The following is a 12136-nucleotide window of genomic DNA, read 5'->3' on the forward strand; positions in this document are numbered from 1 at the left end:
TTGACCTTGCGGGCTTACGGCAACCCCTAACGCGGAAATGCAGGCTTAGAACGAGATGTCGATAATCACGCCTCTGGAGAAATCGCCCGCGCTTTTGCGCACCGTTTCGTAAAAGCCGGTGAGCGCCGGGGTGGGCTGGTAGAGTTCCAGCATGTGCCCATAAGCCGCCCGCGCATCCACGAAGACATAGCGAAACCCGTCGGTCATTTCTGCATCGAGCGCAACCTGGTGCCCCTGCGCCGCGAACCCGGCGACCGCTTCGTCCAGATCGTCTACGAACAGCGCGACATGGTGCAGCCCCTGCCCGCCGGAACCTTCGGGATAAAGGTCGTGAAAGGCGGAAGGCCCCGGATTGTTCTGCTGGCAGAACTCGATCATCACCTCGCCCCATTGGCCGTATGCGCTCGAATGATCGAGTTCGCGCGGGGTGCCGCGATGGAGCGCGCGGGTCAGGGCGATATGCTCCGCTACATAGTACGGGCCAGAGCCGAAGGTGGCCGAATGGGCCAGCGCGGCGGCGCGGACATCAGGCACGAAATAGGCGATCTGGCGGATCGGCAGCGGCGCCATGGCACTCTCCTCTTGTCGTTATCGCCGGGAGAGTGGCGCGCCGGTCAGCCGAAAGGAACTATCCTATTGGCTGCGTCGTGACCGATCTCGGCCTCGCCAAGAAAGGCGATGGAGTGGCGCTTGCACCAGTGCCGGGCGATATCTTGCGCATCGGCCCCGAACGGGCGTTCGTTCTCGGGTACGTCGCTGACGCGGCCCAGGCGCAGGCCGGCTATGCCGCCAAGATGCGCGGTGGCGTGAAAGAACAGGCGGTCGACCGCGTATAGGTATTCGGACACTTCCTCGACCATGACCACATGTCCTGCGAGGCCGGGCATAAGGCGGGTGCCGCTCATCATCGCCAGCGTCATCAGGTTGAAGGCGACGACGGGGCGATGCTCATCCGCCAGCGAAGGTTCGAGGCCATCGCGGTCTCCGCCGAGAAATCCCAGCACGCGGCGCACCGCATCCTTGCCGCCCGATCGGCGGATGTCGGCCAGCATCGGCGCGTGAACGGGCCTGCCGATCTTCGAACGGTAGAGGCCGCCCAGCAGGTAGCCGCCGTCGGAATAGCCCAGATAGGTCTTCTGGCCCGCAGCATGGGTGAGGCTGCCCAGAACATCCTCCGCGATCCGGCAGGCGCCGTAACCACCGCGCGCGAACCACACCGCGTCGAAGGACGGGTCGTTGGCGCATTCCACGAAGGCCGTCCTGCGCATCTCGTCGGAGCCGGCGAAATGGCCGTCCACTGCAAAGCACTGGTCATGGATCACCAGTTCCAGACCGGGAAACTCGGCAGCCGCCAGCGCCTGTACGGCTTGGGCATCCTCAGGGGTGATCGGAGTGGACGGGGCGCAGACGGCGATACGGGTCATTGGCCGATGCTACCCCTCCCCGGCGTCGCCGCGAAAGCGGAACCGGCGCCTTTTCCACGGGCACGATGCAGGACTGCACGGGGATCGTGGTTGTGTTTGGCTTCCGCGCGAAATACTCAAGGGCGCATGACCGACGCTTCTGCTCTCACCGCCCATCCCTGGTTCTTCTGCGGCATCGGCGGCTCGGGCATGTTGCCGCTCGCGCTGATCCTGAAGGGACACGGCGCGCAGATCGCAGGCTCCGACCGCAGCCGCGACCAGGGCCGCAGCCCGGAAAAATTCGACTGGCTGGAATCGCTCGGCTTCGACCTGCACCCCCAGGACGGCAGCGGCATCACTTCGGCCGAGCAGACACTGGTCGCCTCCGCCGCTGTCGAGGACACCGTGCCCGAAGTGGTGCGTGCCACCACGCTCGGCTGTCCGCGCATGAGCCGGGCCCAGCTATTGGCAACACTATTCAACGCCGCGCCCTTCGGCGTCGCCATCGGCGGCACCAGCGGCAAGTCGACCGTCACCGGCATGACCGGCTGGATCATGACCGCTGCGGGCACCGATCCCACGATCATGAACGGCGCGGTGATGAAGAACTTTGCCTCCCCCGATGCCCCGTTCGCCAGCGCCCGCGTGGGACAAGGCGACGCCTTCGTCTCGGAAGTAGACGAGAGCGACGGTTCGATCGCGCTTTACCGCCCGAAAGTGGCGGTGCTGGGCAATGTCAGCCTGGACCACAAGAGCCTTGAGGAACTGCGCGATCTCTTCGGCGATTTCCTCGCCCGCGCGGACGTGGCCGCGATCAACATCGACGACGCGGAAACCGCCGCGCTGGCGCCGCGCGCCAAGACGCTGGTGACCTTCGGCATTACCTCAGGCGAAGCGCAGATCGGCGCCGTCGATATCGTCGAAGGCCCCATCACCCTCACCGCCACAGTGCTGGACCGGCGGGACGATACTTCGCACTCCCTCGCCCTCAAAGTGCCGGGGCGCCACAACCTCTACAACGCGCTGGCCGCCATCGCCGCCGCCAATGCCGCCGGTGTTTCGGTGGCAGATGCCGTCGCCGCGCTCGCCTCGTTCGTGGGCCTTGCGCGGCGGTTCGACGTGGTCGGCACCTCGCCCGGCGGCGTGACCGTGATCGACGACTTCGGCCATAACCCGGACAAGGTCTCGGCAACGCTCGCCACCCTGAAGGCGCATCCGGGGCGCGTCATCGCCTTTTTCCAGCCCCACGGCTACGGCCCCTTGCGCCAGATGGGCGCGGAACTGGCCGAAGTCCTCGCCCGCAAGCTGGACGCAGACGATCTCACCGTGCTGTGCGATCCGGTGTATTTCGGCGGCACCGTGGACCGCAGCGAGGGCAGTCAGCGGATCGTGCGCCTGATCGAGGACCACGGCGGCAAGGGCGAATACATCCCCTCACGCGCCGATTGCGCAGTCCGCATCGCGCAGATCGCTCGCCCCGGCGACCGGGTAGTCATCATGGGCGCGCGCGACGATACACTGACGGTTTTCGCGAAAGACCTGCTCGCGGCGCTGGATTGACCTCGTCCCGGATCAAGTCCGGGACGAAGTGAGCCTCAGTGCGCCTTGCCGCGCGCCTTGGCGACGAGATGGACCACCACCGCCACCACTGCGCCCAGCACCAAACCTACGATCGCGGAAGCCACCGCATAGGCCAGCCAACCAGCTACCGGACCAAGCGGCCCGGCCGCCTCGGCCAGCATGTGCTGGATGTCGTGGGCAAAGTGTGCAGGCGCCGGAACGCCCAGTTCTTCAAGGCCGTGCAGGATGATGCCGCCGCCCACCCACAGCATCGCCAGCGTACCCACGCTGCCCAGCACCTTGAGCACCACCGGCATAGCCCGCAGCAGGAACCGCCCGGTCGCCTGGGCGGCGGAAGAAGCCTTCTTGGTCAGGTGCAGGCCAACGTCGTCCATCTTCACGATCAACGCCACCGCGCCATAGACCGCGACGGTGATCGCGATGCCCACCAGCGCCAGCGTCACCGCGCGCGCCAGCAGCGTCTCGTCGCTCACCTCGTTGAGGGCGATGGCCATGATCTCGGCCGAGAGGATCAGATCGGTCCGCACCGCGCCGGAAACACGGCTCTTCTCGAAGCTGACAGGATCAGCGATCGGGTCTTCCAGCGTTTCGCCGTGCTTTTCCCCGCCCAGCTTCTCGATTACCTTCTCGGCGCCCTCGAACGCCAGATAAAGGCCGCCCATCATCAGGATCGGCGTGATCGCCTGAGGCAGGAAGGCGCTGAGCAGCAGTGCGATCGGCAGCAGGATCAGCAACTTGTTGCGGAACGAACCCTTGGTGATCTTCCAGATCATCGGCAGTTCGCGGTCAGGCGTGAAGCCGGTGACGTAGCCGGGCGTCACTGCAGCGTCGTCGATCACCACGCCTGCGGCCTTGGTGCCCGCCTTGGCCACGCCTGCGCCTACATCGTCCAGCGATGCGGCCGCAGCGCGGGCGATGACCGAGACGTCGTCTAGAAGGGCGACAAGGCCGGATGGCATCGAGGTTCCTTTTGTTTGCAAGTGCGAAATAGACGCGAGCAATGCGGGGGAATCGCCGCGCGATCAAGTGAAAGCATGGAAGGACTTAAATCGCCCGCTGCCCCGCCGTTCTCCTTTTCATGCGAAGGAGGCGCCACGATCGGAGCCTTCAACACCAAGGCTTTACCGGGGAAACATCATGTCTGTCATCAATACGAACATCAGCGCGATCCGCGCATCCAACGCTTCGAACGCCGCCAACAAGATGCTCGGCACCGCGATGGAGCGCCTGTCGACCGGCAAGCGCATCAACTCGGCCAAGGACGACGCCGCCGGCCTTGCGATCTCCACCTCGATGACCTCGCAGATCCGCGGCATGAGCCAGGGCATCCGCAACGCTAACGACGGCATCTCTCTGGCCCAGACCGCGGAAGGCACGCTGTCGGAAGTCAGCAACATGCTCCAGCGCGTGCGTGAACTGGCGATCCAGTCGGCTTCGGGCACCTACCAGTCGTCGGACCGCGCGGCGATGCAGCAGGAAGTCACCGCGCTGACCTCGCAGATCTCGGACTCGTTCACGCAGGTCAAGTTCAACGGCAACACGCTGATCTCGACCACCTCGGGCACCGACCTGACCTTCGACATCCAGACCGGCTCGAACTCTGGCGAGAAGGTCACGCTGACCGCCAAGGCCATCAACGGCGCCAACCTCGTCGCCTCGGCGCTGGACGTGACTGACGCCACCAAGGCCGCCGCCACGCTGACCAACGTGGACAATGCGCTGAAGGACGTGAACTCGACCCGCGCATCGCTGGGTGCCGGCCAGAACCGCCTGGAATCGGCGATCAACAACCTGACCAACACCGTCACCAACCTGTCCGACGCCAAGAGCCGTATCGAAGACGCCGACTACTCGGCCGAAACGACCGCGATGGCCAAGGCCCAGATCCTGAGCCAGGCATCCACCGCGATGCTCGCCCAGGCCAACCAGAGCCAGCAGAACGTCCTGTCGCTACTGCGCTAAGCGCAGAACGACGCCGACACCGGCACGCCCGGCGCGGCGTGCCGACATGGCCTCCCGTCCCCCGGAGGGCCCAGCCCGGCGGTCTGTTTCCAGACCGCCGGGCGTTTCGGGTTGATCGTTTGGGTGCGCCGACCTGGCAGGGACTTGCGCCGCCGATCATAAGAACATATAACGAACATATGTCCCTTCAAACCGTCATGGAGCGGCTCGCGATTCTCGCCGATGCCGCCAAGTACGACGCTTCTTGCGCCTCGTCCGGCACCACGAAGCGCGATAGCCGCGACGGCAAGGGATTGGGCTCGACGACCGAAGGCATGGGCATCTGCCACGCCTATGCCCCGGACGGACGCTGCATTTCGCTGCTCAAGCTGCTGCTGACCAACCACTGCGTGTTTGATTGCCATTACTGCATCAACCGCAAAAGCTCGAACGTGCGCCGCGCCCGCTTTACGCCGCAGGAAGTGGTAGACCTCACCCTCTCATTCTATCGGCGCAATTATATCGAGGGGCTGTTCCTGTCCTCGGGCATCATCAAATCTTCCAGCCACACGATGGAACAGCTTATAGAAGTCGCCCGTATCTTGCGGGAAGAACACAATTTTCGCGGTTACATCCACCTCAAGACCATCCCCGAGGCCGATCCCGAACTGGTTGCCCAGGCGGGCCTGTGGGCCGACCGCGTTTCCATCAATGTCGAACTGCCGACAGACGCCGGCCTTGCCCGCCTCGCGCCCGACAAGAACAGCGCCACGATTGAAGGCGCGATGGGCAGCCTGTCCACCGCCATCGACGAGGCCCGCGATTCGCAAAAGCGTTTCACCAAGGCCCCGCGCTTTGCGCCAGCTGGGCAATCCACACAGATGATCGTTGGCGCGGATGGTGCCAGCGATGCGCAGATCGTCGGCAAGGCCAGCACGCTTTACGACAGGTTTGCGTTGCGCCGCGTCTACTACTCCGCCTTCAGCCCGATCCCCGAGGCAAGCGCCGTGCTTCCGCTCAAGCGCCCGCCGCTGATGCGTGAGCACCGACTTTACCAGTCCGACTGGCTGATGCGCTTCTACGGCTTCGCACCGCACGAAGTGCAGGCGGCGGCCGATGCGGACGGAATGTTGCCGCTCGACATCGACCCAAAGCTTGCCTGGGCGCTGAAATTTCGCGAAAGTTTTCCGGTCGACGTCAACCGCGCCCCTCGCGAGGCGCTGCTGCGTGTACCCGGTCTGGGCACCAAGGCGATCGACGCCCTGCTCGCCGCGCGTCGCTACCGCTCGATCCGGCTGGAAGACGTGGCGCGCCTGACCGTATCGGTAAAGAAGCTGCGGCCCTTCATCGTCACCGCCGACTGGCGCCCCACCCTGCTCACCGACCGCGCGGACCTGCGCGCGCGGCTGGCGCCAAAAGCGGAACAGATGGAACTGTTCGGATGATCGCGGCGAACCTGACCGAGCCTGACGATTTCGAGGCGTGGCGCACGCAGGCGCGGCGGCTGATCGCCAACGGTACTGCCCCCGACCAGGTCGCATGGAGCGACGGCGGCGGGACAGCCGATCTCTTTGCCCTTCCCGCCCCGCCGCCAGCCGCTACTACCGCGCCGCGCGAAGTGCGCGCCAGCCGCGCCTTCATGGACCTTGCTCGTACTGCGGTCCTGCACTCTGCGCCTGACCGGCTCGATCTGCTTTACCGCCTGCTCTGGCGTCTGCAGGATTGCCCCCGCCTGCTCGACGATGCGGCTGACCGTGACGTGGGCGCGCTGCGGCGCATGGCGATGCAGGTGCGGCGCGACATCCACAAGATGCACGCCTTCGTCCGTTTCCGCTCGGTGACGGACGAGGACGGCGCCGAACGCTACGTGGCCTGGTTCGAACCCGACCATCATATCGAGCGGGCCACCGCTGACTTTTTCGTCAATCGCTTCGCCAGCCAGCGCTGGTCGATCCTGACCCCGCGCCTCTCGCTGCACTGGGACGGCATGGCGCCGCTCGAAGGCCCGCCCGCATCACGCGAAGATGCTCCCAGCGAAGATGCCGTCGAGGATTTGTGGGTCGGCTACTATCGTTCGATCTTCAACCCGGCGCGCCTGAAAGTCGGCATGATGGTCAAGGAAATGCCGCGCCGGTACTGGAAGAACCTGCCCGAAGCGCGTGAGATCGCCGACCTCATCGCCGGCGCTCACAAGCGCGAGGCATCGATGATCGCCACCGGCGCAAGCCTGTTCGAGGATGCCGCGCCCGCAAGCCTGGAAGCGATTGCCGGAGGCATCGCGCAGTGCCGCCGCTGTGCCATCGGCTGCAACGGCACCCGCGCCGTGATGGGGGAAGGTGCGGGCGATGCACGCCTCATGATCGTGGGCGAACAGCCCGGCGATACCGAGGAACTCGAAAACCGGCCCTTCGTCGGCCCCGCCGGGCAACTCCTCGACCGGGCAATGCGCGAAGCGGGCATCGACCGCTCGGCCGCTTACGTCACCAATGCGGTCAAGCACTTCAAGTTCGCGCCGCGCGGCAAGCTGCGCCTGCACCAGAACCCCACTGCCGGCGAGATCGACATGTGCCGCTGGTGGCTCGATGGTGAGCGGGCGCTGGTGAAGCCGAAAGTCATCCTCGCGCTGGGCGCCAGCGCCGCACGCGGGTTGATCGGCCGCACCCCGTCCATCGGCCGCGAGCGCGGGCAGGCACTGGTGCAGGGTGACGGCACAGTGATCTGGTTGACCGCACACCCCAGCTACCTCCTGCGTCTCGACGGCGAAGCGCGGGAGCGTGAACATACCCGGTTTGCTCAGGATCTGGCGGGATTGGCGGGGGTCCTGGCCGGGGCTTCGACAGGCCCGGGGTGACCCTTCGACAGGCCCGGGGTGACCCTTCGACAAGCTCAGGGTGAGCGGATGTTTCTCAATGCTTCCAACCCCGCTCAGGCTGAGCTTGTCGAAGCCGCCCCGACACCGCAATCGCGCTGGTGGTGATCGAGTACTTCCCCGCAGGGCTGCGAACGTCTATCTGCGCTGGCGACTACAGCAATCCAAGCAGCCAGTGACAGCAGAACCCTCCAGTGCCGGGCTTGAAGCGGCTTTTCTCGAGAACCGGGAGAAGCTGGTCCGATTCTTGCGCGCTCGCGGCGCGGGCGAGGCGGCGGAGGATCTGGTGCAGGAAGTATGGCTCAAGATTGCCGCAAGCAGCGCCGGCCCGGTCGCCTCGCCGCTGTCCTACCTGTTCCGCACCGCCGACCTTTTGATGATCGACCGCTTCCGCTCGCAACGGCAGGCCGGTGCGCGTGACCGCGACTGGAGCGACGTCAACGCCGGTGATCCTCCTGGCGTCTCTGCCGAACCATCGGCCGAACGCCGCATTGCCGCTGCACAGGAGGCCGCCAACGTATTGGCGCTGCTGGACGGTCTTGGCCCTCGCATCGCCGCGATCTTCCGCCGCCACCGCATCGACGGAGCGCCGCAGAAGACCATCGCCGCAGACATGAATATCAGCCTGAGCACAGTGGAAAGCGACCTTCGCGTCGCCTATCGCGCACTGGCCGAATGGAAGGAACGCGCGCCATGAAGCCGCTGGCCGCATGGGCAATCAAGGCCGCTGCCGATCGTCTCCGTCTTCGCCGCAGAAGGAGCGCGTAATGGCGAGTGACGGCACGATACAGGAACAGGCGCTGGACTGGGCAGTGCGCGCGGGCGACCCCGCGTTCGCCGACTGGGAAGCGTTCACCTTCTGGCTGGAGGCCGACCCGGCCCACACGCGCGCTTATGACGAGGTGACCGCTGCCGTAAGCGATGCCGCTGGCCTCGCCGCCGCATCCGGCCCCGCCAACGACGATATCGTTGAGGAATATGCCCCTGCCTTGCGGCCAAAGCGTATGTGGCTGGGCGGCGCGGTCGCGGCCTGCCTTGCACTGGTGGGCGCGGTCTGGATATTCCAGGGCGAGCAGCGCGATCTCTACACGGTCGAGACTGCGCTGGGCGAAACCCGCGCGGTGACGCTGGACGCTGGCACGCGTATCGAACTGGCGGGCGGCACCGCCGTCGTCTTCGACCGTAACGACCACCGCTTCGCGCAGCTCGACAAGGGCCAGGCGCTGTTCACCGTGCGACACGACGAAGCGAACCCCTTCACGGTGACGGTAGGCGACAAACAGCTTGTCGACATCGGCACCGTCTTCGACGTGCGCCACGATGATAAGGGCCTCAGCGTCGCCGTGTCCGAGGGCGCGGTGCAGTTCGATCCGGCCGGAGCGGATGTGCGCGTCTCGCCGGGCGAAGTCCTGCGTGCCTCCGACGCGGCCTACACGGTGTCGAAGATCGCGGCCGCTCAAGTCGGCGAATGGCGCGAAGGCCGCCTGACCTTCGAAGCCGCATCGCCCACCGAAGTCGCGGCGCAACTGAGGCGCGCGACCGGCATCGACTATGCCGCCGCGCCTGGGGGCAGCGGTAATATCTCCGGCTCGATCCTGGTCGCGCCGCTGCGCAAGGACCCCGCCGCCATCGGGCCGCTGCTCGGGCTGTCGGTGAAGGCGCAGGGCAATCGCTGGGTGATAGGCGCCAACTAAATCATGCGGCGGGCGCCCCTGATCCTGGCGGCCATGCTGGCCACGCCGCTGGCTTTGCCGGCAGCCGCCTTCGCGCAGGACGTAGCCGTCTCCACGCGCGCGGGAACGATGGGCGATGTCGCCATCGAACTGGCGCGGCAGACCGGATCGAGCATCGTCGTCGCCGACCCGCAGATCGCACGGCGCACGGTAGCCGGCCTGCGCGGCAGGATGGCTCCTGCCGAGGCCGTGCGCCGCCTTGCCCGCTCAGCGGGAGGACGCGCGGTTGCAGTCGGCCCCGGCGCGTGGCGGATCGAGGCTGCGCCTGCGCCCCGCCGCGCCGCGCCGCGCCCCGCACCTTCGCAGGCGCGCGGCCCCTCGCCCACGGATGAGACGGCGGCCAAACCCATCGTCGTGATCGCCTCCAAACGCGATCTTGCGATCGGGCAGATTCCGGGTCAGGTTTCGATCCTCGACGGTGCCTCGCTGGAAGCCGGCGGTATCGGCGGCACCGAGAAGATCACCCAGCGCCTCGCCACCGTCACTTCCACCCACTTGGGCAGCGGGCGCAACAAGCTGTTCATCCGGGGCATCGCCGATTCCAGCTTCACCGGGCCGACGCAGGCAACCGTAGGCCAATACCTTGGCGACCTGCGCCTTACCTACAACGCCCCAGACCCGGACCTGCGCTTGTCCGACATGGCCCGCGTCGAAGTGCTGGAGGGGCCGCAGGGCACGCTCTACGGCGCGGGATCGCTGGGCGGGATCATCCGCCTTGTTCCCAATGTCCCGGTCATGGGGGAGACCAGCGGATCGGCCGCGCTCGGCGGTTTGCTGACCCAGCACGGCTCGCCCGGCGGCGACGGCGCGGCGACCGTCAACCTGCCGGTGAATGACGACATCGCCTTTCGCGCCAACTTCGATGCGGCGACGCTGGGCGGCTATATCGACAAGCCGCTGCTGGGCCGCAACGACGTCAACCGCACCCGCATCCTCGGCGGGCGGGCCAGCCTGCGCGCGCTACTTGCGCCGGACTGGACGGTCGATCTGATCGGTCTGGGCCAGTCCACCCATGCCCGCGACAGCCAGTACGCCACCCGCTATGCCGAGCCGCCGCTGACCAGCGATGCGCAGGTGCGCGAAGGCTCCGACGCGGACTATGCGATGGGGCAGTTCGTGATTTCGGGACGGATCGGCGACATCCGCGTGCGCTCCACCACCGGGGCGGTGCGCCAGCATCTGGAGGAGCGTTACGACGCCAGCCTTTCCGCCGATGCGCCGCGCGTGTTCGCGCAGGAAAACCGCACCCGCATGATCGCGCACGAAACCCGCCTGTGGCAACCCGAGCGCGGCGGCTTCAGCTGGATCGTCGGCGCCAGCTATACCCACAACCGCACCGTCCTGCGGCGCGGGTTCGAGACCGACGTGTCCACCACCGCCGCGACCGGGGTGCGCAACACCATCGATGAGGCCACGCTCTATGCCGAGGCCAGCCTGCGCATCCGCCCCGGCCTGACGGCCACGGCAGGCGGGCGCGTCACCCATTCGCGGCTCAGCGGGGCCGGCGAGGACGTGATCCCCGCCGACGCCGCCTTCGTCGCCATGGCCCGCAGGGAAATGACGGCGGATCGCAGCGCCACAACGGTCCTGCCCTCGGTCGCGCTGAACGCCGAACTACTGCGCGATACCGCGCTCTACATGCGCTATCAGGAGGGCTTCCGGCCCGGCGGCTTCGCGATCGAGAGCGATTTCGTCCGCCGCTTCAAGGGCGACCGCACCGGGACCTGGGAATTCGGCGTGCGCCACGGACGGCCCGGCGCAGGGGTTTTCGATGTTGCCGCCAGCATATCCTTCACCCGCTGGCGTGATATCCAGGCGGATTTCATCGACAATTCCGGCCTGCCCTCCACCGCCAACATCGGTGACGGGCGGGTCTGGTCGGCCAGCGTGAGCGGCGGGGTCCAGCTCATGACGGGCCTGCGCATCGAGGCCGGGGCGACCTGGAACCGGAGCAAGGTCGATACGCCGCCCACCGAACTCCTCGCGCTGGTGGCGCGGTCTGCGCCGGCATACGACGTCGCGGGCATGAGCCTTGTCGATGCCACGCTGGCACGCTCGATGCAGGTGCCGAATATCGCGCAGTTCTCGGGCCGGATCGGCATCGGGTGGAGCCGGGATCTGGGCGAACGCCTGCGCCTTAACGCCAACAGCTGGGCCAGCTATGTGGGCGAATCGCGGCTCGGCATCGGGCCGGAGCTGGGGCAGCCTCAGGGCGATTACCTTGACAGCGGGGCGGATATTCGGGTGGGCACAGAGCGTTACGGCGTGACAATGGCGGTGAACAACCTCACCAATTCACGCGGCAATCGCTTCTCGCTGGGCACGCCTTTCGGGACCGGACGCGATCAGGTGACGCCGCTGAGACCGCGCACGGTCAGGCTAGGGCTGGATGCGCGGTTTTAGGCGGTGGGGGCTTCGACAAGCTCAGCCTGAGCGGTGTTGAGGCATGGAATAAATTCCGTTCAACCTGCGCGATGTCGAGAGCGTCGGGTAACTTCCGCCCAAGCTGAGCGCTGCTGGAAACACCACGTAACCTCCGCTCGCCCTGAGCTTGTCGAAGGGCCCCCGAACTTTTTTCCAAGGCTTCCCGCACCTGCCTCCGTCTCAAG

The 12136-nt window shown here is 66.5% G+C and carries 10 protein-coding genes; 7 read left to right on the top strand and 3 right to left on the bottom strand.

Annotation, left to right across the window (positions count from 1 at the left end):
* Nucleotides 1-45: 45 nt before the first annotated feature.
* Nucleotides 46-570: a VOC family protein gene (locus TQ38_RS11465; RefSeq protein ID WP_043972457.1), complete on the bottom strand. Its 525-nt coding sequence runs from the start codon at nucleotides 568-570 to the stop codon at nucleotides 46-48.
* Nucleotides 571-614: 44 nt separating this feature from the next.
* Nucleotides 615-1424: an LD-carboxypeptidase gene (locus TQ38_RS11470; RefSeq protein WP_043972456.1), complete on the bottom strand. Its 810-nt coding sequence runs from the start codon at nucleotides 1422-1424 to the stop codon at nucleotides 615-617.
* Nucleotides 1425-1550: 126 nt separating this feature from the next.
* On the opposite strand from TQ38_RS11470, the gene TQ38_RS11475 reads away from it, so the two are divergent.
* Entirely contained in the window at nucleotides 1551-2963 is a 1413-nt protein-coding gene (locus TQ38_RS11475; RefSeq protein WP_043972453.1) for a Mur ligase family protein, read from the top strand.
* A gap of 35 nt (nucleotides 2964-2998) precedes the next feature.
* Here the strand turns inward: TQ38_RS11475 and TQ38_RS11480 are convergent, their stop codons facing one another.
* The gene (locus tag TQ38_RS11480; RefSeq protein ID WP_043972451.1) at nucleotides 2999-3943 is read right to left on the bottom strand and encodes a DUF808 domain-containing protein; all 945 of its coding nucleotides are present in this window, start codon (nucleotides 3941-3943) and stop codon (nucleotides 2999-3001) included.
* 178 nt (nucleotides 3944-4121) lie between these two features.
* On the opposite strand from TQ38_RS11480, the gene TQ38_RS11485 reads away from it, so the two are divergent.
* The 6 genes from TQ38_RS11485 to TQ38_RS11510 all read left to right on the top strand — a co-directional run bounded on the left by TQ38_RS11485 (nucleotide 4122) and on the right by TQ38_RS11510 (nucleotide 11930).
* Entirely contained in the window at nucleotides 4122-4946 is an 825-nt protein-coding gene (locus tag TQ38_RS11485; RefSeq protein ID WP_043972450.1) for a flagellin, read from the top strand.
* A 179-nt stretch (nucleotides 4947-5125) separates the two neighbouring features.
* Nucleotides 5126-6370, top strand: coding sequence for a putative DNA modification/repair radical SAM protein (locus TQ38_RS11490; RefSeq protein WP_043980455.1), 1245 nt, complete (start codon nucleotides 5126-5128; stop codon nucleotides 6368-6370).
* Entirely contained in the window at nucleotides 6367-7776 is a 1410-nt protein-coding gene (locus TQ38_RS11495; RefSeq protein ID WP_043980457.1) for a UdgX family uracil-DNA binding protein, read from the top strand. The genes TQ38_RS11490 and TQ38_RS11495 overlap by 4 nt, the downstream gene beginning before the upstream one ends.
* A 193-nt stretch (nucleotides 7777-7969) precedes the next feature.
* Complete coding sequence (locus TQ38_RS11500; protein ID WP_043980459.1) at nucleotides 7970-8491, top strand: RNA polymerase sigma factor; 522 nt, start codon at nucleotides 7970-7972, stop codon at nucleotides 8489-8491.
* Between the two features lie 70 nt (nucleotides 8492-8561).
* On the top strand, nucleotides 8562-9488 hold the full coding sequence (locus TQ38_RS11505) for a FecR domain-containing protein (protein ID WP_043980461.1): 927 nt from the start codon (nucleotides 8562-8564) through the stop codon (nucleotides 9486-9488).
* A gap of 3 nt (nucleotides 9489-9491) precedes the next feature.
* Nucleotides 9492-11930 (top strand): TonB-dependent receptor, encoded by a 2439-nt coding sequence (locus TQ38_RS11510; RefSeq protein ID WP_043980464.1) that lies wholly within the window; start codon nucleotides 9492-9494, stop codon nucleotides 11928-11930.
* Nucleotides 11931-12136: the final 206 nt, after the last annotated feature.

The organism is Novosphingobium sp. P6W, assembly GCF_000876675.2.
Lineage (GTDB): Bacteria > Pseudomonadota > Alphaproteobacteria > Sphingomonadales > Sphingomonadaceae > Novosphingobium.